The sequence below is a fragment of the Mesoflavibacter zeaxanthinifaciens DSM 18436 genome, assembly GCF_000422365.1.
GTDB lineage: Bacteria > Bacteroidota > Bacteroidia > Flavobacteriales > Flavobacteriaceae > Mesoflavibacter > Mesoflavibacter zeaxanthinifaciens.
In genome coordinates this window covers 108,400-133,366 of record NZ_AULQ01000008.1, presented here as the reverse complement: position 1 = coordinate 133,366, position 24,967 = coordinate 108,400, and the positions used below count along the sequence as shown (strand labels likewise).

General features: G+C 32.0%; 25 protein-coding genes. 3 read left to right on the top strand and 22 right to left on the bottom strand.

Features of this window, described 5'->3' with window-relative positions:
* Positions 1-2: 2 nt before the first annotated feature.
* The 8 genes from H574_RS0109085 to kynU all read right to left on the bottom strand — a co-directional run bounded on the left by H574_RS0109085 (position 3) and on the right by kynU (position 8,113).
* Positions 3-644 (bottom strand): O-methyltransferase, encoded by a 642-nt coding sequence (locus tag H574_RS0109085; protein WP_027880278.1) that lies wholly within the window; start codon positions 642-644, stop codon positions 3-5.
* On the bottom strand, positions 644-1,729 hold the full coding sequence (locus H574_RS0109080; RefSeq protein ID WP_027880277.1) for an amidohydrolase family protein: 1,086 nt from the start codon (positions 1,727-1,729) through the stop codon (positions 644-646). The genes H574_RS0109085 and H574_RS0109080 overlap by 1 nt, the downstream gene beginning before the upstream one ends.
* A 67-nt stretch (positions 1,730-1,796) precedes the next feature.
* Positions 1,797-2,288 carry a 3-hydroxyanthranilate 3,4-dioxygenase gene (locus H574_RS14125; RefSeq protein ID WP_036227447.1) on the bottom strand — a complete coding sequence of 164 codons (492 nt, stop codon included), beginning with the start codon at positions 2,286-2,288 and terminating at the stop codon, positions 1,797-1,799.
* A gap of 188 nt (positions 2,289-2,476) precedes the next feature.
* The gene (locus H574_RS0109070; RefSeq protein WP_027880276.1) at positions 2,477-3,259 is read right to left on the bottom strand and encodes an SDR family oxidoreductase; all 783 of its coding nucleotides are present in this window, start codon (positions 3,257-3,259) and stop codon (positions 2,477-2,479) included.
* A 74-nt stretch (positions 3,260-3,333) separates the two neighbouring features.
* On the bottom strand, positions 3,334-4,773 hold the full coding sequence (locus H574_RS0109065) for an aldehyde dehydrogenase (protein ID WP_027880275.1): 1,440 nt from the start codon (positions 4,771-4,773) through the stop codon (positions 3,334-3,336).
* Positions 4,774-4,849: 76 nt separating this feature from the next.
* A complete protein-coding gene (locus tag H574_RS0109060; protein WP_027880274.1) occupies positions 4,850-5,275 on the bottom strand; it encodes a RidA family protein in 426 nt (141 codons plus the stop codon).
* Between the two features lie 81 nt (positions 5,276-5,356).
* The gene (locus H574_RS0109055; protein WP_027880273.1) at positions 5,357-6,775 is read right to left on the bottom strand and encodes an FAD-dependent oxidoreductase; all 1,419 of its coding nucleotides are present in this window, start codon (positions 6,773-6,775) and stop codon (positions 5,357-5,359) included.
* Positions 6,776-6,844: 69 nt separating this feature from the next.
* Positions 6,845-8,113 (bottom strand): kynureninase, encoded by a 1,269-nt coding sequence (kynU, locus tag H574_RS0109050; RefSeq protein ID WP_027880272.1) that lies wholly within the window; start codon positions 8,111-8,113, stop codon positions 6,845-6,847.
* A gap of 139 nt (positions 8,114-8,252) precedes the next feature.
* On the opposite strand from kynU, the gene H574_RS14430 reads away from it, so the two are divergent.
* Positions 8,253-9,638, top strand: coding sequence for a sensor histidine kinase (locus H574_RS14430; protein ID WP_027880271.1), 1,386 nt, complete (start codon positions 8,253-8,255; stop codon positions 9,636-9,638).
* Positions 9,639-9,764: 126 nt separating this feature from the next.
* Here the strand turns inward: H574_RS14430 and H574_RS0109040 are convergent, their stop codons facing one another.
* Positions 9,765-10,439 (bottom strand): hypothetical protein, encoded by a 675-nt coding sequence (locus tag H574_RS0109040; protein WP_027880270.1) that lies wholly within the window; start codon positions 10,437-10,439, stop codon positions 9,765-9,767.
* An 89-nt stretch (positions 10,440-10,528) separates the two neighbouring features.
* On the opposite strand from H574_RS0109040, the gene H574_RS0109035 reads away from it, so the two are divergent.
* On the top strand, positions 10,529-11,329 hold the full coding sequence (locus H574_RS0109035) for a class I SAM-dependent methyltransferase (RefSeq protein ID WP_027880269.1): 801 nt from the start codon (positions 10,529-10,531) through the stop codon (positions 11,327-11,329).
* Here H574_RS0109035 and msrA read toward each other — a convergent pair.
* The 3 genes from msrA to H574_RS0109020 form a co-directional block, all read right to left on the bottom strand.
* On the bottom strand, positions 11,326-11,982 hold the full coding sequence (gene msrA, locus H574_RS0109030) for a peptide-methionine (S)-S-oxide reductase MsrA (protein WP_027880268.1): 657 nt from the start codon (positions 11,980-11,982) through the stop codon (positions 11,326-11,328). The genes H574_RS0109035 and msrA overlap by 4 nt on opposite strands.
* A gap of 131 nt (positions 11,983-12,113) precedes the next feature.
* Positions 12,114-12,899 (bottom strand): zinc ribbon domain-containing protein, encoded by a 786-nt coding sequence (locus H574_RS0109025; RefSeq protein ID WP_027880267.1) that lies wholly within the window; start codon positions 12,897-12,899, stop codon positions 12,114-12,116.
* A 3-nt stretch (positions 12,900-12,902) separates the two neighbouring features.
* Positions 12,903-13,997, bottom strand: a complete 1,095-nt coding sequence (locus H574_RS0109020; protein WP_027880266.1) for a Nif3-like dinuclear metal center hexameric protein — start codon at positions 13,995-13,997, stop codon at positions 12,903-12,905.
* Positions 13,998-14,088: 91 nt separating this feature from the next.
* Between H574_RS0109020 and lpxK the strand changes: the two genes are divergently transcribed.
* On the top strand, positions 14,089-15,093 hold the full coding sequence (lpxK, locus tag H574_RS0109015) for a tetraacyldisaccharide 4'-kinase (protein WP_027880265.1): 1,005 nt from the start codon (positions 14,089-14,091) through the stop codon (positions 15,091-15,093).
* Here the strand turns inward: lpxK and H574_RS0109010 are convergent.
* The 10 genes from H574_RS0109010 to H574_RS0108965 all read right to left on the bottom strand — a co-directional run bounded on the left by H574_RS0109010 (position 15,080) and on the right by H574_RS0108965 (position 24,917).
* Positions 15,080-17,323, bottom strand: a complete 2,244-nt coding sequence (locus tag H574_RS0109010) for an ATP-binding protein (protein WP_027880264.1) — start codon at positions 17,321-17,323, stop codon at positions 15,080-15,082. The genes lpxK and H574_RS0109010 overlap by 14 nt on opposite strands.
* Before the next feature lie 46 nt (positions 17,324-17,369).
* A complete protein-coding gene (gene gap, locus H574_RS0109005; RefSeq protein WP_027880263.1) occupies positions 17,370-18,365 on the bottom strand; it encodes a type I glyceraldehyde-3-phosphate dehydrogenase in 996 nt (331 codons plus the stop codon).
* The gene (gene lipA / locus H574_RS0109000) at positions 18,365-19,243 is read right to left on the bottom strand and encodes a lipoyl synthase (RefSeq protein ID WP_027880262.1); all 879 of its coding nucleotides are present in this window, start codon (positions 19,241-19,243) and stop codon (positions 18,365-18,367) included. Before lipA ends, gap begins: the two co-directional genes overlap by 1 nt.
* A gap of 103 nt (positions 19,244-19,346) precedes the next feature.
* Positions 19,347-19,892, bottom strand: a complete 546-nt coding sequence (locus H574_RS0108995) for an RNA polymerase sigma factor (protein WP_027880261.1) — start codon at positions 19,890-19,892, stop codon at positions 19,347-19,349.
* A complete protein-coding gene (locus H574_RS0108990) occupies positions 19,883-20,998 on the bottom strand; it encodes a glycosyltransferase (protein ID WP_027880260.1) in 1,116 nt (371 codons plus the stop codon). The genes H574_RS0108995 and H574_RS0108990 overlap by 10 nt, the downstream gene beginning before the upstream one ends.
* Before the next feature lie 6 nt (positions 20,999-21,004).
* Positions 21,005-21,208, bottom strand: a complete 204-nt coding sequence (locus H574_RS0108985; RefSeq protein ID WP_027880259.1) for a hypothetical protein — start codon at positions 21,206-21,208, stop codon at positions 21,005-21,007.
* 109 nt (positions 21,209-21,317) lie between these two features.
* Positions 21,318-22,124 carry an anti-sigma factor gene (locus H574_RS0108980; RefSeq protein WP_027880258.1) on the bottom strand — a complete coding sequence of 269 codons (807 nt, stop codon included), beginning with the start codon at positions 22,122-22,124 and terminating at the stop codon, positions 21,318-21,320.
* Positions 22,125-22,136: 12 nt separating this feature from the next.
* Entirely contained in the window at positions 22,137-22,667 is a 531-nt protein-coding gene (locus H574_RS0108975; protein ID WP_027880257.1) for an RNA polymerase sigma factor, read from the bottom strand.
* 46 nt (positions 22,668-22,713) lie between these two features.
* Positions 22,714-23,727, bottom strand: coding sequence for a UDP-N-acetylmuramate dehydrogenase (gene murB / locus H574_RS0108970; protein ID WP_027880256.1), 1,014 nt, complete (start codon positions 23,725-23,727; stop codon positions 22,714-22,716).
* Positions 23,727-24,917: a pyridoxal phosphate-dependent aminotransferase gene (locus H574_RS0108965; protein WP_027880255.1), complete on the bottom strand. Its 1,191-nt coding sequence runs from the start codon at positions 24,915-24,917 to the stop codon at positions 23,727-23,729. The genes murB and H574_RS0108965 overlap by 1 nt, the downstream gene beginning before the upstream one ends.
* Between the last annotated feature and the right edge of the window lie 50 nt (positions 24,918-24,967).

Genomic DNA, 24,967 nt, shown 5'->3' with positions numbered 1-24,967 from the left:
ACCTATTTTTTTCTACTAATAGTCAGTCCATCACGTATTGGTAGCAATACAGTTTCTATGCGATGGTCGTCTTTTAAAAGTTTATTAAACTCTAAAACAGCTTTTGTAGATGTATCTTTTTCGTTTAAAGGTTCAACTACTTTACCGTGCCATAAGACGTTATCAGATAGAATAATCCCGCCAGGATTTAGCTTTTCAATAATTAAATGAAAGTAATTAACGTAATTAGGTTTATCTGCATCAATAAATACTAAATCAAATGTCATATCTAAAGCAGGAATAATATCTAAAGCACTTCCTGTATGCTGAATGATTTGATCTCCATAAGCTGATTTATCAAAATATTTACGCTGAAAATCATGCAATTCTTCATTAATATCTATAGTATGTATTTGACCATTTTTATCTAAACCTTCAGCTAAACAAAGTGTTGCATAACCTGTAAAAGTACCTAATTCTAAAATAGTTTTAGGACGCACTAATTTAGAAATCATGCTTAACACACGACCTTGATACGATCCAGAAAGCATAATAGGTTGTAAAATTTTTTGGTAGGTTTCTCTGGTTAGTTGTTGTAGTAATTCAGGCTCTTCTTCAGAATGTGCAACAACATAATCGTCTAATTTTTCTGGTAAAAAGTGCATTATCCTAAAATTCGCTTATATAATTTATCCTTTTCAGCTTGATCATTTCCGCAAAGCCAACGTATTACATTGTCTTCCCAAATTGCATCACGTTCGGTTTCATTAATAATATCTCTTTCTATAGCTAGATCTAATATTTTACCCGGATAAGAACTTTGTTTTACGCTTTCCATTTCACCTAAAGGATATGGATCATCTAATCCCATTAAGACTTGTTTAGACGTTTGATTTTTAATCAATAATTGAAGTCCGCCAGTATCGTGTACCAATGTATCAAAGAAAATATTTGGATGCGCTACAGCTTTTCTTGGGTGATGTTTACCTTCAAATAAATCTGGTCTACCATCAAATCCTTGTATGCGTCGTCCTAAATTAATCTGTGCCAATTGTCCGCCATGCGCAAAACAAGTTCGCATGTTTGGATACTTATCTTGATAGCCATTTAAGGTTAAAAAGTGATACGCATCTGCACATTGCGCTAACATCCAAATGAGATGAAATCGCCACGATGTGTTTTCTAATTTGATAAATTTTTCACCATCATAGGGATGAATTTCAACAGCTAAATTATACTTATTGGCCAATTCAAAAATAGGCTCGTTTTCCTCATCAAAAATACAACGCCAAGTCCCAATCGTATCCATGTAATGCGTTGGTAGACACAATAAACGCATACCTAATTCTTCCACACAGCGTTCAATTTCCCAACAAGCACCACGTACAAATCCTGGATGTACTACAAACCCTGTAGTAAATTTGCTTGGGTTTTCATGCTGAATTTTTGCGTTAAAATCATTTTGAAAACGTAAGGCTTGCTTCATTTCTTCAACACGCAAACCATTACCATATAACTGAGATAAGTTTAGCACAACTGCATGGTCTATTTTGTTGCGCTCCATCCATTCTAATTTTTCATTTAAGAAAAAACTTGAGTCAGTAATGGGTCTATTCCAATCTTTTTGAAGCATGTATTTACGGTCTTTATCTACCCAAAAAATACCTTTATCTTTCATAAATTGTGGAATTTCTTCCGGATAAGGCAGTAAATGTGAATGACCGTTAATTCTTAGTTTGCGTTTGCTCATTTGTTTAAGGGATTACCAAATTTTAAATTTTAGTAACTGTTTTTCTGTTGGTTAGATGTAATTGGGTTTATTTTTTAAAAGCACCTTTTTTAACCATATCGTTATAACGGTCAAAAATAGCAGGCATATCAGTTTCTATATTATCAAGCATAAATTCTTCTTCATAAATCAAACTTGTATCCTCATCCGAGTACCATTGTAATTTATCCATAACACCTTCTGGTCTTGGATATTCGATCACCAAACCAACAGTGTTTGCACTACGTTGAGGTGAATGTGGTACTTTTGGCGGTAATACAAAAATTTCACCTTCTCTAATATGAATATCTTTTGGTTTACCATCTTCAATCACTTTTAAGACCATGTCGCCTTCAATTTGATGGAAAAATTCAGGTGTTTCATTATAGTGATAATCTTGTCTATCGTTTGGTCCACCAACAACCATAACAATAACATCGGCATCTTTCCAAACCACTTTGTTACCAACAGGTGGTTTTAATAAATGACGATTTTCTTCAATCCATGCTTTAAAATTAATAGGCGGAAATAATTTGCTCATTGTATACTTTTTTTGGCGTTACCCTATCGGGTCAGGCTTTACGCTATATCTTTTTTACTTGTTTTCGATACATTTTGCTCATGCTTCGCAAAACACTCAAACTGACGTAAAAAAGGATGTCGCTTCAATCCTTAACGCAGATTCATCAATTCAATAAAATTAAGAATAATATTTTTGAAATATCAGGCTTATAAACTTTTTGTTCTACCACCATCAACCGGAAGGTTAATTCCGTTAATGTAACTCGCTTTATCACTTGCTAAAAAAGTAATTGCAGCAGCTAATTCTTCTGGTTTTGCAAAACGTTTTGCTGGCACAGCACTTTTCATAGCGTTAGCAGATTCTTCTTCTGTTTTACCTGTTTTAGCACTTTTGTTTTTAATGATTTCGGTTAAACGTTCTGTGCCAGTTGCGCCAGGTAATACGTTGTTTACGGTGATCCCAAATTGTCCAAGCTCGTTAGCTAATGTTTTGCTCCAGTTGGCTACAGCACCACGAATGGTGTTACTTACACCAAGTCCATCTAAAGGTTGTTTTACAGATGTAGAAATGACATTGATAATTCGTCCATATTCTTCATCTTTCATAAACGGAACAACAGCTTGAGCCAATACATGATTGCACTTTAAATGCTGCGTAAAAGCGCTTTCAAATTCTTCAATTTTTGCATTAAAAACTGGTCCGCCAGCTGGTCCGCCAGAATTGTTTACCAAGACATGAAATCCGTGTTTGTTTTTAATATAGCTTTCAACTTTCTCTTTCAATTCCATCGGATTAGAAAAATCGGCTACGATATAATCGTGGTTTCTATGTTTTGGTAGTTCAGCTAAAACAGCTTTTAGCTTGTCTTCGTTTCTTGCTATTAGTGTGATATTTGCACCTTCTTCAGCTAAAGCTAAAGCAGTTGCTTTACCAATACCTGCTGTGCTACCACAAACTAGTGCGTATTTGTTGTTTAGTTTTAAGTCCATAATAACTTCCTGCGTATACAGGAATCTTTTAGTTTATATTGTTAAATGAGATTCCTGCTTTCGCAGGAATGACATTAATACTTTATACATACATTCTTGGCTTCAGTAAAAAAGCGTAAAGCTTCAAATCCACCTTCGCGACCAACTCCGCTTTCTTTTACACCACCAAAAGGTGTGCGTAAATCGCGCATCATCCACGTGTTTACCCAAACGATACCTGCTTGTAGTTGGTTGCTCATTCGCATCGTTCGTTTTAGGTTATTCGTCCAAAGTGTTGCTGATAATCCGTATTTTACTTTGTTTGCCATTTCTAACACGTTGTCTTCAGTTTTAAATGGCATAATGGTGACTACTGGTCCAAAAATTTCTTCTTGATTCACACGACAATCGTCTGTTTTAACCTCAATAACTGTTGGTTGTAAATAGTAACCGTTTTCGAAGCCATCAACAGTAACTTCTTCTCCGCCACATAAAATAGTTGCGCCTTCTTCTTTAGCTATTTCGATGTAGCTTTTCACTTTTTCAAGATGCAGTTTTGAAACCAAAGCACCAATATTAGTATCTTTTTCAGAAGGATGACCAACTTTCAAGTTTTTTACTTTTTCTACAAAGTCTACTTTGAATTTCTCATAAATAGTTTTCTCTACAAAAATTCGGCTTCCGCATAAACAAATCTGACCTTGATTGGCAAATGACGAACGTACTGTTGTGTTCAGCATATCGTCGTAATCGCAATCGGCAAAGATGATATTTGGGTTTTTTCCGCCTAATTCTAAAGACAATTTTTTAAACATTGGTGCAGCGACTTTGGCAATATGTGCGCCAGTTGCTGTTCCACCAGTAAAACTAATAGCTTTGATATTTGGATGTTCTACTATAGCTTGACCAGTTGTTGTGCCTAAACCATGAACAATATTTAAAACGCCTTTAGGTAAACCAGCTTCGTTACAAATTTCTCCTAACAAATAAGCCGTCATTGGTGTGACTTCGCTTGGTTTGGCAACCACACAATTACCTGCGGCGATTGCTGGTGCGATTTTCCAAGTAAAGAGATATAGTGGTAAATTCCATGGACTTATGCAGCCAACAACACCAATAGGTTGGCGAAGTGTATAATTTACCGCATTTTGTCCCACACTTTCGTGACTTTCGCTTGCAAATTGAGTAATGGCATTTCCGAAAAACCTGAAATTACTAGCTGCTCTTGGTATATCTACCATTTTAGCGAGACTTACTGGTTTTCCGTTGTCCTTACTTTCGGCTTCTGCAAAACGGTCTAAATTAGCTTCTAATAATTCTGAAATCTTAATTAGAATTCTGCTACGTTCTTCTAAAGTAGTTTGGCTCCAACTAGGAAAAGCAGATTTAGCAGCTTTGTAAGCTTGCTCTACATCTTCTTTTGATGAGTTCGGAATTTGTCCATAAACTTCACCGTTTGAAGGATTGTAGTTGTCAATCCAACTGTTAGATGATGGGTTTTCAAATTGACCGTTAATGTAATTTTTTATGTTCATTATTCTGATTAGTCATTTCGAACGAATGTGAGAAATCACATGATGAGATATCTCGACTGCGTTCGACATGACAGTTTTATTGTTTTTTATACGCCATCACCTTAATCTCAACCAATAAGTCAGGATGTGGTAATTGGTGTACAGCAACAGTTGTTCTGGTTGGTCCAGTTTCTTTTTCAAAAAACTCGGCGTAGGCTTTGTTGTAACCTGCAAAATCGTTCATGTTTACTAAAAAGGTAGTTACATCAACTACATCCTTAAGGCTGGCACCAACGGTTTGTAAATTTTTATCGATGTTTTTTAAAACTTCTCTGGTTTGAACTTCGATATCTAATTTTTTGGTGTTCATTTCGTCAATAAGTTCTACACCAGCAATTGTATTGTCTGCGCGTCTTGAACTGGTTCCTGAAACGAAAATGAAATCGCCTACCACTTTTACGTGTGGATATGCGCCTCTTGGTGTTACTTTAGTTCCTTCGTTTGTGTTCATATTGGTTGTCATTCTGAACTTGATTCAGAATCTTTTTTTTGATTATTTTATCTTCCTGAGACTTCTCGACTGCGCTCGAAGAGACAAAATGTTTTAGTGATGCATTGTTTTTGCAACGTTGTCATCACCTATAATATCGTTAGTTTTTTCTTGTACTTTTTGTAAAGCCTTTTCTAATTGCTCATAAGTCATATCTGCTGTTATCGATATTTCGTTATCTGCAATCATGTTTAAAATAGCTTTGTCTTGCGCACGACCTTTAGTCATAGCTTCATGATAGCCAATATTTTCATTGAATGTTACCATCGAATATTTTGAAAAATATTGCTCTGGGAAATGCTTTTCTAATTGCATTTCTAGCTGGCGTTTTTTCTTGAAAATTGGATTAGCAACATGATCTCGCATTTCGTAATAATTCTCTTCTGCTAATTCGCCAATAGCATCTGCATCTGCTTTTCTAACCGATTGATAGGTTTTAAAAATGGTTTCCCAATCGCCTTCATGTTTATCGATAATGCTATTTAAAACCGCAACATCTTCAAAAGATGCATTCATCCCTTGACCGTAAAACGGAACAACAGCATGTGCGGCATCACCTAAAATTAAAGTTTTGCCTTGATAATGCCAAGGTGAACATTTTATAGTGCCTAACGCGCCTGTTGGATTGTTTGCAAATTCTTCAGCAATATTTGGAATTAGCGCTAAAGCATCAGGAAATTGTTCTTGGAAAAAGGCTTTTATGTTATCTTCTGTATCTAAGTCTTTGAAATTATACTCGCCTTCTTCATGGCTTAAAAACAGAGTTACCGTAAAACTTCCGTCTAAATTAGGTAAAGCGATAAGCATATATTCGCCTCTTGGCCAAATGTGCAAATAATCTTTACTGATTTGATGACTTCCGTCTTTGGTTGCAGGAATTTCTAATTCTTTATAACCATGCGTTAAGAAGTTTTGAGAAAAACTAAACAAGAATTTACGCTGCAAAAAGTAGCTTTTTCTTAATTCTGAACCTGCGCCATCAGTACCAAAAATAACGTCTGCAGTGACGTTAAACGCTTCATTTGTATTTCGGTTTACAAAATGAACAGTATTGGTATCTAAATCTACGGTTTCACATTCGGTATTAAAATGAATGGTTAGATTGTCGTATGTATCGGCTTCAGTTAATAACATTCCGTTTAAATCGCCTCTTGAAATTGAGTTGATGTATTCGTTATCACGGCCAGAATAGTTAGAAGCAAAGGTATTACCTTCGGTATCATGCATGAGTCTGCCTTTCATTGGGATACAAATATCACGCGCTTTATCTTCAACATTAGCTAAACGTAAGGCTTTGAATCCGCGATCTGATAAGGCAAGGTTGATAGAACGACCTGCAGAAATGTCTGTTGTACGAAGATCTGGTCTACTTTCATAAACATTAACGTTGTAACCTCTTTGCGCTAAACGAAGCGCTAAAAGTGAACCGCATAAACCTGCGCCAATGATTAATATGTTTTCTTTTTGTTTCATTATGTTAGTGGTCTGGTCGAGCGCAGTCGAGACCTTTTTTGACCTCTCGACTACGCTCGAGGTGACTATTTAATTTAAAATTTCTTTCAACTTTTCAACCATTCTAAATACATCTTCAAAACTGTTGTAAAGTGGTACTGGTGCGCAACGGATTACATCAGGTTCGCGCCAGTCTGTAATAATATTGGCTTTGGTTAATTTGTGATGTAAACTTTTATCTGCATCTTTAACTTGAATCGATAATTGGCAACCACGTTGTTTTGGATCTGTTGGTGTGATTATTTTTATTTTATCGTTGTTTAATTCATTAATTAAAAATTCAAAATAACCAGTTAGTTGTTCTGATTTTTTACGTAACGCTTCCATACCAACCTCATTAAACATATCTAAAGATGCTTTTATGGCAGCCATAGATAAAATTGGTGGGTTACTAAGTTGCCAACCTTCGGCGCCAGGTGTAACATCTAACGGTTGACGCATATTAAAACGCGTGTCTTTATTGTGACTCCACCAACCTGCAAAACGCTTTAAATCTTTATTGTGTGCGTGTTTTTCGTGAACGAAAAGTCCGCCTAAACTACCTGGTCCAGAGTTTAAATATTTGTAAGTACACCAAGCTGCAAAATCTACGCCTGAGTTATGTAATTCTGGTTGAATGTTTCCTACACCATGTGCTAAATCGATACCAACCATACAGTTTTTGGCGTGACCAAGCTCTGCGATACGCTTTATATCTAAATATTGACCTGTGTAATAATTAACGCCACCAATTAGAAGTAAAGCGATTTCATCACCTTGTTGATCTAGGATTGTTTCTAAATCTTCAATATTTAATAATTCTTCGCCTTCTCGAGGTTTCCACTCAATTAAACCTTCATTTGCATCAAAACCATGAAAATCTAATTGTGTTTGTACTGCATATCGATCTGATGGAAATGCATCACTTTCTATAACAATTTTGTATTTGGTTTTGGTTGGTTGGTAAAAACTAACCATTAGCAAGTGTAGGTTTGTGGTTAGCGTGTTCATCACTACAACTTCAATAGGCTTTGCGCCTACGATTTTTGCCATACTTTCAGTCAAGAATTCGTGATATGGCATCCATGGGTTTTTAGCTTCAAAATGACCTTCTACACCAAGGTTTGCCCAATCGTTTAATTCTTGTTGAATGTAATTTTGTGTACTTTTTGGTTGTAATCCTAGCGAGTTTCCTGTAAAGTATAACCAGTCGTTTCCTTCTTTGTCTTTTGGAATATGAAATTGATTGCGGTAATACGCTAATGTGTCGTTTTGGTCTTGTGTTTTTGCGTAATCAAGACCGGTTTTATAGTTGGTCAATTGTATATTTTTTTGCGTTGCTAACAAAAATAACATAAATTTATTAAGTACTTAAAGATTACTAGCGTTGTAATTGTTATAATTACATTAGTAGTTTAATTTTTTTGATTGATTTTTTATGAAACTAACTTTAACGTAAATGGTAAGAGATTTTCTACGTAAATATCAAAGATGGTATATCTCTTATCTAGATATGCAAAATCATAAAAATGAAACAGATCGTCTATCTTATTACAGGGATAAACTTTTTATTTCAATAATAACTTTAACCGTTTTGCTAGGCTCTGTAGCTTATGTGCCAAGTATTACAGCAGCAATAGTTTTAGATAAATTGTTTATTTTATACATAGATACGTTAGCTATAATTTTATTGTTTTTTGCTTTTTTCTATAAGCCACTTAGTTTAAAACATAGAAAACAAATTTTTACTGTTAACTTTTTTGTGCTTTCACTTTGTCTGGTTTTGGATTTAGGATTAGGAGGAAATGGACCAATTTTACTTTATATGGTTAGCATACTTGTAACACTTTATAGTGGTACAAAAGCAGGTGTTTATACGGTTTTACTTACAGCATTATTTTATTTTTTAGTATTAGTTATAAAGTATTTTAAAATTATTGAAATTAATTTTTATGTAGAAGGTCCGTTTGAAGGGTTAATGACTGTGTTTATTAATAATATATTATTCTCTTTACTTACTGTGTTTTGTGTGGCATTTTTAATTAAACAGCTAAATAAAGCATTACTTAAAGAAGCAGAGCTTCAGGATAGATTGATAGAAGAAAATAAATTAACAATTAAAGCTAAAGAAGAAGCAGAGCAATCGGATAGGTTAAAAACAGCATTTTTGGGTAACATGAGTCATGAAATTAATACACCTATGTACAGTGTTTTAGGTAGTGCAGCGTTATTAAAATCGAGTTTAAATATTGATGAAAAAAATAAAGAATACTTCAATATCATAGAAACTAATAGTAATAAAATACTGAAAGTATTTAATGATGTTGTAGAAGTATCTAAAATAGAGTCTGGTTTATATACTATTGATACAGAGTCTATAAATATAGAAAGTCTTTTAGAAAACGTAAAAACAGATCTTTCCCCTTTAGCTAAAGCGCATAAAGTTAAACTAATGATTACTGTAGAAATAAAGCAAGGGTATAGGCTATTGAGTGACCAAGAAAAGCTTTATGAAGCACTTAAACACTTAGTGAAAAATGCTATTACATTTACTAAACCTTATGGAGTAGTAAATGTAATTTGTAATATTTTAAACAATAAAAAAGTAGAGTTTAAAATTCAAGATACGGGTATTGGTATAGCCGACAAAGATCTAGATAAAGTAAGATTGCCTTTTTATAAAGTAGATTTAGATAATGAGTCTGCTTTACATGGTACAGGACTTGGGTTAACCATTGCTAATGCTTATATAAATATCTTAGGAGGAAAAATAAAAATAGAAAGTGCCTTAGGACATGGTACCCAGATCTACTTTACACTAGAAGACTACAAAAAAGCGCCTTGATATAATCAAAGCGCAAATATATATAGACGCCATATGGCGGAAAATGTAAGCTATACGTTTTAAGTTTTAAACCCACGTGAAACTTACATTATATAAGACAAAATTAAGATTAAAAAACCGAAAGGTTTATTCTGTGGTAACTTTTATATCAGTAAAGTTTAAATTCCAATTAACATCTGCTTGTTTATGTTCTAAAGCAATTTTAATACCATTAAAATCTTTGTGGTTTTCAAAAGTTGTAATTAATGAAGCCTCTTTTTTATTTCCTTCTCTATAAACCCATTCGGTAATAAGGTAATTATCATTAAAATAAAAATCATAAGCGTCACCAGGTGTATATCCTCCATTATTAGGATAGGTAATAGTTATTTTATTAGTTTCTAATTTACTTATTGGTGCTTTAGCTTTTACAACTTTTGATATTGTAGCACTTTTATCCCACATTAATTGGAATGGAGTTAACAACCAGAATTTATCATTAATAAAGCCTTGATCTGCTTTTATAGATGTACTATCAATAGATTTTCGGTTGTAGGTAATTGTATCTTTAGCAGTAATTAAAGTTACATCATTACTTTTAGGTTTCCATATCCAAGAGCGTTGGTAATGAGAACTATCTCTATCTACATTAAAAGTAAATGCTATTTCTTTAATGTTTTTAAACTGCTTAAACCCATAGTTGTTAGCAATTATCTCGGCAGTAGTAGTTGGTTTTGATTCTTCTTTTTGGACTTGTTTAGTTTCATTTTTACAACTAAAAAGTAAAATTGAAAGTATAGAAATTGTATAAAGTAATCTCATAAGTTTTTTTGCAAAAATACGTAATAGAAATTCGGAATCAATTTTTTAGTTTAATTTTAGATGAAATTTATCATCATTAATTTACAAAAATGAAAGACCTTAACGACGCCTTTAACACAAACAAAGCCACTTGGAATGAAAAAGTAAAAGCGCACGCCAATAGTGACTTTTACAAATTAGAAGCATTTATAAATGGCGAAAACTCTCTTAATACATACGAGTTAAAAGCTATACCAGATGTAAAAGGTAAGTCGTTATTGCATTTGCAATGTCATTTTGGTCAAGACACCTTAAGTTGGAGTAGGTTAGGCGCAAAGTGTACAGGAATAGATTTAAGTGACGAAGGTGTAAAACTTGCGCAACAATTAAACAATCAACTAAAATTAGATGCCAACTTTATATGTTGTAATATTTTGGATACATCACAACATGTAAAAGAGCAGTTTGATATTGTTTTTACTAGTTATGGTGTAATAGGTTGGTTACCTGATTTAAAACCTTGGGGAAAAATGATTGCAGAGCGTTTAAAAGACGGAGGTACATTTTATATGGTCGAGTTTCATCCAATAGTTTGGATGTTTGATTATTTAGACGGACAACCAAAAATGAAATATGGTTACATGCAAGATGAAGCTATTTATGAAGAATACGAAGGGACTTACGCAGATACTGATTCTAAAATGATAAGTAAAGAATATGGTTGGAACCATGGTTTAAGCGAAGTCATTAACGCATTAACCGAAGCTGGTCTACGTATTGATTATTTAAACGAGTATGATGAAAGTCCTTATAACGTACTTCCAAATTTAGAAAAAACTAAATCTGAAATGTACGTTACTAAAGATAAATTGTATCCTTTAATTTTTGAGATAAAGGCTAAGAAAGTTTAGTGTTTTTCCTTTAAAACTTCAGGCATTTTAGCTTGAAACTTTTTTAAACGAGGTATAGAAACGTTTTGTATATATAGGTTTTCAGGATGTAGCTTCTCATAGTTTTGGTGATAATCTTCTGCTTTCCAAAATTTTTGAAACGGATAGACTTCAGCAGCAATTGTAGCATTTAATTGTTTAGCTAAAGCAGCTTTTTTCTCTTCTATAATTTTCTTTTGTGCATCATTTTGATAAAAAATAATAGAACGGTATTGAGATCCACGATCTGGTCCTTGTCCATTAACTTGTGTTGGATTTTGTGATGCAAAATATACATCTACTAAGGTTGAAAAACTAACAACTTTAGGGTCGTAAATTACCTCTACAGCTTCGGCATGACCCGTTAATCCAGTGTTACTTTTCTCGTAAGTTGGGTTTTGTGTATATCCGCCAGAATAACCACTTATAGCTTCATCTACACCTTTAACACTTTCGTAAACAGCTTCTACACACCAAAAACAGCCACTAGCAAAATATGCTTTAGCTAATCCGTTTTTTAAAGGTACTTCAATAGGTTTAGCGTTTTTTACTGCTTCTTGTTTTGGGTTTGTTTGTGCTTGATTATTACAGCTAAAAAGTAGCGTAAGTAATAGGATAGGTAGTAATCGTTTCATAATAAGTTTCTTTTTCATCTTTAGACGTAAAAGTAACTAAAGCCTTAATTTGTTTTTTATAAAATTGTCTTAAAAAAAAGAGTCTTCAATTTATTGAAGACTCTGATAAAATATTTGTTTTGTTATATAGCTTAAGATGATAACTTAGCAAATAACTTGTTCATTTTTTCTTGCTCTTCGTCTGCTAAAGCTGAATCTACTAAGATACGTCCACTGTGCTCGTCTGTAATAATTTTTTTACGTGATGCAATTTCCATTTGTACTTGTGGCGGAATTGTAAAGTAAGATCCTCCAGATGCACCTCTTTCAATCGGTACAACAGCTAAACCGTTTTTTACGTTTGCTCTTATTCTCTCGTAGGCTTTTACTAAACGATCTTCTATTTTATTTTTAGACTCTTCAGACTTTTCAATTAAAGCTTTTTCTTCTTTTTCAGTTTCTTTTAAAATAGCGTCTAATTCACCTTTTTTGTGTTTAAGGTGTGTTTCACGATCTTTAGTATGCTCTTTAGTTTTAGCAATTACTTCTTTCTTTTGCTCGATTTGAGCTTTAAATTCTCTAATGTGCTTTTCAGCTAATTGAATTTCTAATTCTTGATATTCAATTTCTTTACTTAAAGAGTTAAATTCTCTGTTATTTCTAACATTTTTTTGTTGTTCTGTGTACTTTTTAATTAAAGCTTTAGATTCTTCAATTAAATTTTTTCTATCAGAAATTTCAGTATCAATATTATTAAGACTTTCTTCTAATTTTTCTAGTCTTGTTTTTAATCCCGCAACTTCATCTTCTAAATCGCTAACCTCTAAAGGTAGTTCTCCACGAACGTTTCTTATCTCGTCTATTCTAGAGTCGATTAATTGTAGATCGTATAATGCTCTTAAACGTTCTTCTACTGTTGCTTCTTTCTTCTTTGCCATATTTTAAAAATACTTAACAGGATTGGTATTTGTGTTTGATAAAACGAATGCAAAATTAGGAATTTTTTTTGTAAGTATTGCTACTAAACCGTTTTTTGTGTACTGTTCGCTCTCGTAATGTCCAATATCTGCTAAAAGGATGTTGTTTTCTGCTTGAAAAAAGTCGTGATATTTAAGGTCTGCAGTGACATAAGCGTCTGCGCCTGATGCTTTTGCAGCACCAATAGCAAAGCTACCAGAACCACCTAAAACCGCTACTTTTTTGATTGGTTTTTCTAAAAATTGAGTGTGTCTAATGTTTGAAACCTTCATTTTTTGCTTAAGATGATTTAAAAAATCAACTTCTGTCATAGCGGTTTCAAATTCAGCAATCATTCCCATTCCTATATTTTGATTTGTGTTTTCTAAAGTAGTTACCTCGTAAGCAACTTCTTCATAAGAATGTGATTTAAATAATGTTTCTAAAACTTTGTTTTCTAAGTGTTTAGGAAATGTAATGCCAATTTTTGTTTCGTTTTCGTAATGTGTTTCACCAATATTACCAATAGTAGGATTTGCGTCTTCGTTAGGATTGAATGTGCCAATACCTTCTACGTTAAAACTACAATGGTTATAATTACCGATGCTTCCTGCTCCTGCGCTAAATAGTGCATTACGAAGTTGTTCTACTTCTGCTTTAGGAACAAATGTTGTTAGTTTTTTTATGGTTTGTTTTTGCGGAATTAAAATGCGTTGATTAACCAAGCCTAATCGGTCACAAAGCATAGCGTTTACACCTTTTTTGTAATTGTCTAAAGCGGTATGGATGGCATAAATAGCAATATCGTTTTTTATGGCTTTTAACACAGTGCGCTCTACATAATTTTTGCCTGTTAAGCTTTTTAAACCTTTAAAAATAATAGGATGAAAACTGATTATTAAGTTGCAATTTTTTGCAATAGCTTCTTCTACAACATCTTCAGTTGTGTCTAATGTGATTAAAGCCGAAGTTACTTCGGTATTTTTATTGCCAACCAAAAGACCAACATTGTCAAAATCTTCTGCATAGTGTAATGGTGCATCTTCTTCTAAAGCGTTAATAATGTCTTTTATTAGCATACTTTTTTAGGTTTAATAATTTAAAACAAATATAAAATATTTACTTTCGTTACTGTAATCTGTTAAAATAAAACAGAAATTTTATCTTAAAATGAAGTTTATAAGAATCATACTTTTTCCTTTTGTGCCAATTTATTTTTTAGTGACTTGGTTTAGAAATTTAGCTTACGATAAAGGTTGGTTTAAGTCCACGAGCTATGATTTTCCTATAATCTGTGTTGGTAATTTAAGTGCAGGAGGTACAGGAAAAACACCAATGGTTGAATACTTAATTAGGTTACTAAAAGAAGAAACAAATTTAGCTACTTTAAGTAGAGGTTACGGAAGAAAAACAAAAGGATTTTTATTAGCAGAAGATAATATTACAGCTACGGAATTAGGTGATGAGCCATTTCAATTTTATCATAAATTTAAAGATGAAATTACAGTTGCAGTTGATGAAGATAGGCAACATGGCATATCAACATTAAGAGCTTTAAAAACAAAACCAGAAGTTGTTATTTTGGATGATGCGTTTCAGCATAGAAAAGTAAAAGCAGGTTATAATGTTTTACTAACAACGTATAATAATCTTTATGTAGATGACTTTGTTTTACCAACAGGAAATCTACGCGAACCAAAAAAAGGGGCAAAAAGAGCTAATATAATTGTGGTGACTAAATGTCCTGAATTTTTGAGTCAAAATGATAAAGAAGCTATTGTTTTAAAGTTGAAACCAAAGGTATATCAACATGTGTTTTTTAGTCATATTGGTTATGGTAATTCTGTTTTAAATGAAACAGAAAAGTTTAGTGTAAACAAACTTGAATCTTTTACTTTAGTAACTGGTATTGCAAATGCAAAGCCTTTAGTGAATTATCTAAAATCTCAATACTTAGATTTTAATCATATCGAGTTTAAAGATCATCATAATTTTACTGAAAACGATATTAAAAAGCTTTCAGAATTAGATAAGATTGTGACTACAGAAAAAGATTATATGCGTCTTAAAAATGAAGCTGTTTTAAAAGGTAAATTATACTTTTTACCAATTAAAACAGTTATTGATAATTCAGAACAATTTGATGCTTTAGTTAAAGCGTTTACTCTTGGCTAATTTGAGAACCATCAGACATTAAAGCATTGTAAAGTTTACGCTCAAAATCTTCTTGTTTAAAAGGTTTAGGTATGATGTCTGTAAAACCAGCTTCTTCAAATTCTTGCATTTTATCTTCAATAGTAACTGCTGTTAATGCAAAAATGGTTAATTCTCTATCAAATGCTCTAATCATTCTTGTGGCTTCAATACCGCTTATTCCAGGCATGTGTATATCCATTAAAACAACATCGTAACTGCCTGTTTTAACTTTGTCTACAGCTTCTTCACCATTATCTACAACGTCACAGTATAAATTCATTTTATTTAGAATTTTACGTGTAATCATTTGGTTAATTTTGTTGTCTTCTACAACTAAAATCTTAATGTTACTTAATTCTATTTCGTCTACATCTTTAAAGTAAGTCGTTTTTTCTACTTTAACTTCTTCGTGACTTCTTTTTAAAGGTAATTCAAAATAAAAAGTGGTTCCTTTTCCAAGTTCGCTTTTTAAATAAATCTTTCCTTTTAAAATGTCTATTAATCCTTTTACGATAGAAAGTCCTAGACCAGTACCGCCATATTTACGGTTTATTTGAATAGAGCCTTGAGAGAAACTTTCAAATAAATTTTGTTGCTTCTCTTCACTTATACCAATACCATTATCTTCAATTTCAAATCTAACTTCAAGATTATCTCCAGATACTTTTTGCTGAATAATTCTAATCCAAATATCGCCGTCTTTAGTAAATTTTATAGAGTTACCAATTAGATTAATTAAAATTTGAGATATTTTTAATTGATCGGCATTAAAGTTTTCTGGTAGATTACGGTCGTATTCAAAATGAATGTTAATATTATTATCTAACGCAGAATTGTTTAATGCAGAAATAACGTTCTCTACTTTCTTTTTTAGGTTGAAAACTTCAGGTTCTACATCTACTTTATTAGCTTCAATTTTGTTAATTTGAAGGATGTCATTAATAAAAGTTAGTAGATAATCTCCTGAAAATTTTAAAGATTTTAAATGCTGTATTTGTTCAGGTTTTGGGTCTTCTTCTAATAGCATATTTGTAAGTCCTGTAACGGCATACAATGGTGTTCTTAGCTCATGTGTTACTGTAGATAAGAAGTTTGCTTTAGTTTTTGTTGCAAGCTCTGCTTTTTCCATAGCAACGGTAAGCTCTGCATTTTTTTTATGTAAAATGTTGTTAGATTTTAATCTAATATTATTGTTTTTGTAAAGCGATAATGTTAATAGAGAAAGAATAGTAATTAAAGCAATACTTAATATGGTAGTTAATTTTTCTAACCATGAAGAGTTTGCCTCTTTTTGTAAATCTGCTTCTCTTTCTTTTTGATACTCTATTGGGTTTTCATATAAAAAATCTAGTTTTTTATCTTCTGCTAAATAAGAGCGTTTTACTTGAAGCAAAGAGTCATTTAATTTAAGGTGCTTTTTTAGTAGAGAATTAGATATTTTATAGTCGCCAGCTGCTTCTTTAATGTCGCTTTTTATTTTATAACCAGTGCTTATAATATCTATAAACCCATTTTTTTCTGCAATTTGAAATCCTAAATCAGCAAGTTCTTCAGCCTCTTCAATGTTGTTTAAAGCAGCTTTTGTTAGTCCAGATTTTAAATAGTTTATACTTAATAATTGATTGTGTTGATATCTTTTTGAAAGGCTAATAGCATCTTCATATAACTCATCTGCCATTTCATAGTTTTTTAAAATGTAGTAAGCGTCTGCTTTATACATTTTAGTTTCTGCTTCAAAGGAGTGTAAATCTTCGTTTTCAAAAATCACTTCTGCAGAATTAAAGTAATCTATAGCGTTATTGTATTCCTTTTTTTGATTAAGATATACTAATCCTAGGGTTTTATAGGTTTCTGCAATATTTATATTGTCTTTAGCAAAGCGCTGTTTTTCTATTGCTTTTACAAGGATTTTGGTGGCTTCTTCTGGGTTTTCTTGTATGTAATACAATTTACCCATTTTTGAGTAGATTAAGCCAATACTTTTATTGTCATTAATTTGTTGTGCTAATTCTAGTGCTTGTTCTAAGTCGTCTTGAGCTTTGTAATACTCGTTATTGTCTATGTTTTTTTGAGCAAAATTAATGTCAAAATCTATACTTTCTTGAATTGACTCAATTTCAGTTTGAGTTAACTCTTCTTGAGCAAATAGATTAAGACCAAATAGGCCTATAAATAAGTATAGTAGGTATGTTTTGGTTAGGGTACTCATAGCATTACACATCAAACAAATATAAATATTTATCAGATAAAATTAACTATTTATTCGATAAATAGTTAATTAAGTCAATAATTCTGCTAGAGTAACCAGTTTCGTTATCGTACCAACCTATAATTTTTACCATATTACCTATGACAGAGGTCATTTGAGAATCGAATATACATGAATGTGTATTGCCAACAATGTCAATAGATACTATAGGGTCTTCTGTATATTCTAAAACGCCTTTAAATTGGTTTTTTGAAGCATTTTTAAAAGCTTGATTAACCTCTTCAATTGTTACTGTCTTTTTAACATTAAAAGTAATATCTGTTAAAGATCCGTTAGCAACTGGAACTCTAATACCACAACCACCAATAACATCTGATAATTCAGGAAAAATTTTAGTTAAAGCTTTTGCTGCTCCAGTTGTGGTTGGGACAATGCTTTGTCCAGCAGCTCTGGCACGACGTAAATCTCTGTGAGGTTGGTCGTGTAAACTTTGATCTGTAGTATAAGAGTGTACTGTTGTAATGTAAGCTTGATCTATACCACACAAATCATTAATGATGTTAATCATTGGTGCAGCGTTGTTAGTAGTACAAGAGGCGTTAGATATTATTTTTTCTTCGCCATTAATACTGCTTTCATTAACACCTAAAACAATGGTTTTAATATCATCTTCGGTTGGAGGAACACTTAAAATTACTCGTTTAGCTCCGTTCTTTAAATGAAATTCTAAATCTTCAGACGTTTTAAATTTTCCTGTAGACTCAATTACAAAATCAGGATTAACTAAAGACCAATCGGTTTCTTTAGGGTGCTTTTTGTTAAATAATGGGATTGATTTATTATTAACTATTATTGTATTTTCTGTTGAAGAAATTTCAGCAGGAAAAACACCATGTATACTATCATATTTTAATAAATGAGCTAATGTTTTAGCATCTGCCAAATCGTTTATAGCAACAACCTTTATGGATGGATGATTATGTAATAATCTAAAAACACGTCTACCAATACGACCAAAACCGTTAATAGCAACCGTTATCATTAATTAATATGTTTTTGAGCTTTGTAAGATGAACGAACTAAAGCGCTACTTTCTACATGTCTAAAACCTAATTTAAGTCCTATTTCTTCGTATTCTTTAAACTCATCAGGCATAATAAAACGCTTTACCGGTAAGTGTTTTTTACTTGGTTGTAGGTATTGTCCAATAGTTACAACATCTACGTCGTTTTCTTTAAGATCGTGAAGTGTTTCAATAACTTCTTCTCTAGTTTCGCCTAAACCTAACATTATACCAGATTTTGTACGGCGTTGTCCTTGCTGTTTTAAATATTTTAAAACTTGCATACTACGGTCGTATTTTGCTTGTATACGTACTTCTCTAGTTAAGCGTCTTACGGTTTCTATGTTGTGCGAAATAACTTCTGGAGCAACATTAATAAGTCTATCAATATGCATTTCGATACCTTGAAAGTCTGGAATTAAAGTCTCCATTGTTGTTTCAGGATTCATGCGTCGTACAGCTTTAACAGTTTCTGCCCACATGATACTTCCCATGTCTTTTAAATCGTCTCTATCAACACTAGTTAAAACGGCATGTTTAATTTTCATTATTTTGATAGAACGAGCAACTTTTTCAGGTTCGTCCCAATCTACATCTTCTGGTCTACCTGTTTTTACACCACAAAAACCACAAGATCTTGTGCAAACGTTACCTAAAATCATAAAAGTAGCAGTTCCTTCTCCCCAACATTCGCCCATATTTGGACAACTTCCAGAAGTACAAATGGTATTTAAATTGTACTTGTCTACTAAGCCTCTTAATTCGGTATACTTTTTACCAGTTGGTAATTTAACTCGTAACCATTTTGGTTTAGGTTTTCTTTCTGGTAATATATTTGAAACGTTCTCTGTATTCATAGTTTATTTTTCTACTTGCAAAGATACGAGTTATAAGTGTGATTTAAAACTTTAGCTTGGTTAACTAATTTTAGCAAATTGTATGAGAATTTAATTGTGAAATTTATTTTTTCTGAATAATCTCTGCAAGCAATTTTTTTGCTCGTAATAATTTAACTTTTACGTTGTTTATAGGTTCGTTAAGCTCTTCAGAAATTTCTTTATAACTGTATTCTTGAAAATATCTTAAGTTAATTACTTCTTGGTAATGAGGCTTTAACTTTTTTATATCTCTAAGTAGTTTAGCTAGGTTTTGTTCTGTAATTAGTTTGTCTTCAACAGAAGGTGTTTCGTCTAAAACATTATATACTTCTTCATCTGTCCTAGATAGTGCATGTTTGATCGAGTTTTTTTCTTTTCTTACAATGTCAATATGTATATTTTTAGAAATGGTAATTAACCAAGTGCTAAATGTATATTTTTCGTCAAAAGTCTCAATCTTATCAAATGCTTTAGAGAAGGTTTGTATGGTTATATCTTCTGCGTCATTTTCGTTTTCAACACGTTTTAATTGAAAACCATATACTTGGTCCCAATAAGTGTTTAGTAACTGTTTAAACGCTTTTTGGTCGTTGTTTTTAGCTTTTTTTATAGCGTCTTTTATTTCCAATAATTAGGTTTTGAAATTTTATTATTTATAAAGATACAGAATTGTATGACAAGTAAAGAAGTCTCTAAAAAAGGAAGTAAAAAAACTATGTCAAATTCTTTTAATTTTTTTGCTGAAAATCCGATACTTAAAAATTGTAGGATAAACCTTAAAATAATAATTCCTAACACAAATGGCCATAAATAAAGTGTTGAAATAAGTACTATTCCTAAAAGCCAAAACAAAACCTGACTAATATAAAATAGCGCTAACAAAAATTTGTGTTTAAATTTATAAAGATTTGCAGTAGACACATGTCTGCGTTTTTGTCTATACCAATCTTTAAAATTAGTTTTAGGTAGAGATATGGTAAAACTTTGAGGATTTACACAAATAGTTGTGTTTTTTTCGGTGGCGACTTCATTAATAAATAAATCATCATCACCAGATCTTATTTTTATATGGTTTATAAAACCGTTAGCGTTAAAAAACTCATCACTATGATAAGCGAGGTTTCTACCTACGCCCATATATGGTATGCCTATTTTAGCAAAAGAAAAATATTGTGTTGCAGTAAGTAAGGTTTCGTATCTAATAAGTTTGTTTAAAAATGAGTTTTTAATTTTTTGATAAGCGCCATAACCTAAAACAATAGTTTTTTGTTCTGTAAAATGTGAAATGATTTCAAAAATCCATTGATTAGAAACAGGTTTACAATCTGCATCTGTAAATAGTAAATGTTTGTGTTTTGCTGCTTTAATACCTAATGTAAGGGCATATTTTTTATTGCCCCAAAACGCTTCGTTATTTTCTACGTTTACAATTTTTATGTTATTATGTTTTTCAGCGAAAGCTTCAAAAACATCTAAAGTATCATCAATAGAAGCATCGTTAATTAAAACAACTTCAAAGTTTGGATAATCTTGATTTAAAATTGAAGGTAAAAAACGTTTGATGTTTTCGGCTTCATTTTTAGCACAAATAATGACCGAAATAGGTAAGTTACTTTTAGTAGCTTTTGATTCTGTTTTTGAAAAAGAAAAACTACCAAAAAGTACAGCATAGTATAATACTTGAATGATAACTACAATTATAAAACTGTAGAACAGTATATCAAGTATTATCATGTTTTATTAAGAGTGTTGAGGCTCGTTACACGAATCGAATTGATCTGGAGTTTTTCCGCAAAAACCACAAGCATCACCATCTTTGTTAAGCATTGGGTTTTGGCTAGCGCAAGTGCCTGCAAATTTACCATCTTTTTTTGCCCAAATTTTTATAGCAATACCAGCAATACCTAATCCTAGAAGTAATAATGTTATTAATAAAAGTTTCAAAATAAAGTATCTTTTTGTTACTGCAAAGATATTAATTTTAATACAAATTAAACCAAAAAGAAAGCCATACTTTTTGGTATGGCTTTTTACTTTTATTAATTGAAATGTTTTAGTCGTTAAGCTTTAAAGAGATTTCTGCAACAGGTGTATCGCTAGATCGTTCTAAGCTTCCGCCTTTTGGTTCTACAGATATGCTTAAACCTAAAGCATCTTCTGTATAAGGTATTTCTTGAAGTTTTCTATCGGCTTCTGTTAAAATACCTAAACTAACCATTTTTCCTTGGATATCTGCCCAGATTTGATAGACTTGATCATCCGGTAATTGAGGTAAAGACACTACATCTATCATAGATTTTTTTTCTTTTGGATTGATGTAAGCTACGGTTTTTAAGTCTTTTGCACTTCGGTTACCTTTTAATACGTACTTTTCTGTTTCTGGGTTGTTAAGTTGTTTAAATTGCTCTAATACATCAGTTAAACGACTGTTGTTTTTTGCAATATCACTTCTAAGGTCAAAAATCTCGTCTACGATAACTTGATTTTCGTTAGATAGATTTGAGTTTTGTACGAATAAATATGCAGAACTACCAGCAAAAAGTAAAGCTGCTACACTTGCAGCAATTGCTAGACTAAACCATTTTCTTTTTGGTTTATTAGGCTGCATTGGTACAACAGGTGTGTCTTCTTCTAATGTATTTAAAATGTTATCTAATGCATTTTTAGGGGCGTTTACAGCATTTATTTGAGCTGAAAGTTCTAGCTTGTCCTGTAGTTTTTCGTAAACTTTTTTAACTTCTGGATAGGTGTTTATATAATGTTCTACCTCTTCAGTTTCTGAAGCTGTAGTTTGACCTATCAAGTATTTATCTAATAAATTAGATTTTAAAAAAGTAGTTATTTGTTCATTTACATTCATCACTTTTTACAATTAAGGGTTGTAAATTTTTTTCAATTCACGTAACGCAATTTTCAATCTAGATTTGATGGTTCCTAAAGGTATATTTAACTCTTCACTAGCTTCTTGTTGTGTCATACCTTCAAAAAACAATGCGTTAATGACTTCTTGATATTTAAATTCTAAGGTGTGAATGTGTTTTTTTATATCCATCACATCTTCGTTTAAACTTTTGGTAGTCAGTTTATATACGTTTGAATTTTCAATTTGGATTTCCTTTGTTGCTTTATTATTTACAGATCTAACTTTATCTATTGCAGAGTTGTATGCAATACGGTATAACCAAGTAAATAATTTGGCTTTTTCTGGGTCATAGCTTTTGCCTTTTTTCCAGACTTTAATTAAGGTTATTTGTAATACATCTTGTGCTAAATCGTCGTCACTAATTACTTTTTTTATAACACCAAAAAGCGCATCTGCATAGTTTTCATACAGAAGAGTAATGGCTTTTTTGTTGCCATTTTTTAGGTGCTCTATTATACTATCTTCAATCGAAAAGTCCAAATATGCAGTTTTAAGAGTTAGTTAGTTTTATCTTTTGAAGTGATTATTAAAAAATATTTACTTCGGCTTCAATAGAAATATTAAATATACGATAAATTGTTTTTTGTATCAATTTTGAAAGTTGAAGAATGTCTTCGCCTTTGGCGCCACCATAATTAACCAACACTAGTGCTTGTTTTTTATGTACGCCGTAATTGTCAAAAGTTTTTCCTTTAAATCCAGCAGTTTCTATTAGCCAACCAGCAGGTACTTTTACCTCAGTTTCTGAAATTACATAATGAGGTGCATTAGGAAAATTACGTTGTAGCTCTTTAAATTGTTCAGTTGAAATAATTGGATTTTTAAAAAAACTACCAGAATTACCAATCTCTTTTGGATCTGGTAATTTACTTTGTCTTATAGCAATTACAGCTTTAGAAACATCTTGAATGCTTGGATTTGTAACATTCATTGTTTCTAATTGAGAAAGTATTGCACCATAATTAGTGTGTAAATTATGGTTGTTTTTGGTTAGCTTAAAAGTTACGTTTAAAATAATGTATTTGCCTTTAGCTTCGTTTTTAAAAATCGAGTTACGGTACCCAAATTGACAGTCTTTTTTTGATAAGGTTTCAATGGTTAAAGTGTCTAAATTTAAGACTTCGCAAGACTCAAAAACATCCTTAAGTTCTACACCGTAAGCACCAATATTTTGTATGGGCGATGTACCAACATTACCAGGTATTAAAGACATATTTTCTAAACCGCCATAATTTTGTTTTAAAGTCCAAAGTACAAAATCGTGCCAGTTTTCTCCAGCTTCAGCTTTTATAAAAACATGGTTGTCGTTTGTAGAAACTGTTTTCTTTCCTTTTAAATTTAAATGAATGACAAGTGCATCAACATCTTTTGTTAATAGCATATTGCTGCCGCCACCAATAATAAATTTATTAGGAAATTTTTCAGTAGAAAATATAGTTTTTAAATCGTCTATATTTTCTACTGAAATAAAATGCTTTGCCTTAACATCAATACCAAAAGTATTGTAGGGTTTTAATGATATGTTATGCTGTACTTGCACTAATCTTTGTAAACTTTAAGCGCTTCTTTTAAAATGTTAACGGCTTTTACCAGACTTTCTTTATTTAATACGTAAGCAATTCTTATTTGGTTTAAACCTACATTTGGTGTGCTGTAAAAGCCAGCTGCAGGAGCAACCATAATGGTTTCTTTGTCAACATCAAAAGACTCTAATAACCACTGTGCAAATTTATCTGCATTTTTAATTGGTAACTCAGCAATACAATAAAAAGCACCTTTAGGTTTTGCTACTTTTACACCTTCAATTTTGCTTAATTCTTCTATTAAAACGTTACGACGCTCTACATATTCTTTATTTACTTCATCAAAGTAACTTTGTGGTGTTTGTAAGGCGGCTTCACTTGCAATTTGCGCTAATGTTGGCGGACTTAATCGCGCTTGAGCAAATTTTAATGCTGTAGCTATAACATCTTTACTTTTAGAAACTAAGCATCCAATACGTGCGCCACACATGCTATATCTTTTAGATACAGAATCTATAACTATAGCGTAGTCTTCTAAGCCTTCTTCTTGTAAGATTGAGTAATGTTTTGCACCGTCGTAAGCAAACTCGCGATATACTTCATCAGCTATTAAAAATAGATCGTGTTTTTTAACGATTTCTGCTAGCTTTTTAATTTCTTCTTTAGAATATAAATAACCTGTTGGATTACCTGGGTTACAAATTAATATTGCTTTTGTTTTTGGCGTGATTAATTTTTCAAATTCTTCTATAGCAGGTAAAGCAAAGTTGTCTTCAATTTTTGAAATTACAGGTACAACTTTAACACCAGAAGCGGTAGAAAATCCGTTGTAATTAGCATAAAAAGGTTCTGGTATAATTACCTCGTCATCAACATCCATAATACTACCAAAAGCAAACAATAAAGCTTCACTACCACCAGTAGTTACAATTATGTCATCATGCTTTACATGGATATCATTTTTAGCATAGTAATCTGCTATTTTTTTACGGTAACCTTCAGAGCCTTCAGACCTTGTGTAAGCTAAAATGTCTAAAGAGTGAACTTTAACAGCGTCTAAAGCAACTTGAGGAGTTTTTATATCTGGTTGTCCTATGTTTAAATGGTAAACCGTTTTACCTTCTTTATAGGCTTGTTCTGCGTAAGGAACTAACTTTCTTATAGGTGATTGAGGCATTGATTGCCCCTTTTTTGAAATTACTGGCATACTAATTAATATTTGTCCTGCAAATTTGCAAAAATTATTAGAGAATAATT

Coding starts and splice junctions, on each gene's coding strand:
- H574_RS0109080 (WP_027880277.1), bottom strand. CDS start 1,729: ATGAGCAAACGCAAACTAAGAATTAACGGTCATTCACATTTACTGCCT.
- H574_RS0108980 (WP_027880258.1), bottom strand. CDS start 22,124: ATGAATGTAAATGAACAAATAACTACTTTTTTAAAATCTAATTTATTA.
- H574_RS0109070 (WP_027880276.1), bottom strand. CDS start 3,259: ATGGACTTAAAACTAAACAACAAATACGCACTAGTTTGTGGTAGCACA.
- H574_RS0109040 (WP_027880270.1), bottom strand. CDS start 10,439: ATGAGATTACTTTATACAATTTCTATACTTTCAATTTTACTTTTTAGT.
- H574_RS0109025 (WP_027880267.1), bottom strand. CDS start 12,899: ATGGCAAAGAAGAAAGAAGCAACAGTAGAAGAACGTTTAAGAGCATTA.
- H574_RS0109060 (WP_027880274.1), bottom strand. CDS start 5,275: ATGACAACCAATATGAACACAAACGAAGGAACTAAAGTAACACCAAGA.
- H574_RS0108965 (WP_027880255.1), bottom strand. CDS start 24,917: ATGCCAGTAATTTCAAAAAAGGGGCAATCAATGCCTCAATCACCTATA.
- H574_RS0108990 (WP_027880260.1), bottom strand. CDS start 20,998: ATGATAATACTTGATATACTGTTCTACAGTTTTATAATTGTAGTTATC.
- gap (WP_027880263.1), bottom strand. CDS start 18,365: ATGATAACGGTTGCTATTAACGGTTTTGGTCGTATTGGTAGACGTGTT.
- H574_RS14125 (WP_036227447.1), bottom strand. CDS start 2,288: ATGAGCAAATTATTTCCGCCTATTAATTTTAAAGCATGGATTGAAGAA.
- H574_RS14430 (WP_027880271.1), top strand. CDS start 8,253: ATGGTAAGAGATTTTCTACGTAAATATCAAAGATGGTATATCTCTTAT.
- H574_RS0109035 (WP_027880269.1), top strand. CDS start 10,529: ATGAAAGACCTTAACGACGCCTTTAACACAAACAAAGCCACTTGGAAT.
- H574_RS0109010 (WP_027880264.1), bottom strand. CDS start 17,323: ATGAGTACCCTAACCAAAACATACCTACTATACTTATTTATAGGCCTA.
- lpxK (WP_027880265.1), top strand. CDS start 14,089: ATGAAGTTTATAAGAATCATACTTTTTCCTTTTGTGCCAATTTATTTT.
- H574_RS0109085 (WP_027880278.1), bottom strand. CDS start 644: ATGCACTTTTTACCAGAAAAATTAGACGATTATGTTGTTGCACATTCT.
- H574_RS0109065 (WP_027880275.1), bottom strand. CDS start 4,773: ATGAACATAAAAAATTACATTAACGGTCAATTTGAAAACCCATCATCT.
- H574_RS0109055 (WP_027880273.1), bottom strand. CDS start 6,775: ATGAAACAAAAAGAAAACATATTAATCATTGGCGCAGGTTTATGCGGT.
- msrA (WP_027880268.1), bottom strand. CDS start 11,982: ATGAAACGATTACTACCTATCCTATTACTTACGCTACTTTTTAGCTGT.
- H574_RS0109020 (WP_027880266.1), bottom strand. CDS start 13,997: ATGCTAATAAAAGACATTATTAACGCTTTAGAAGAAGATGCACCATTA.
- lipA (WP_027880262.1), bottom strand. CDS start 19,243: ATGAATACAGAGAACGTTTCAAATATATTACCAGAAAGAAAACCTAAA.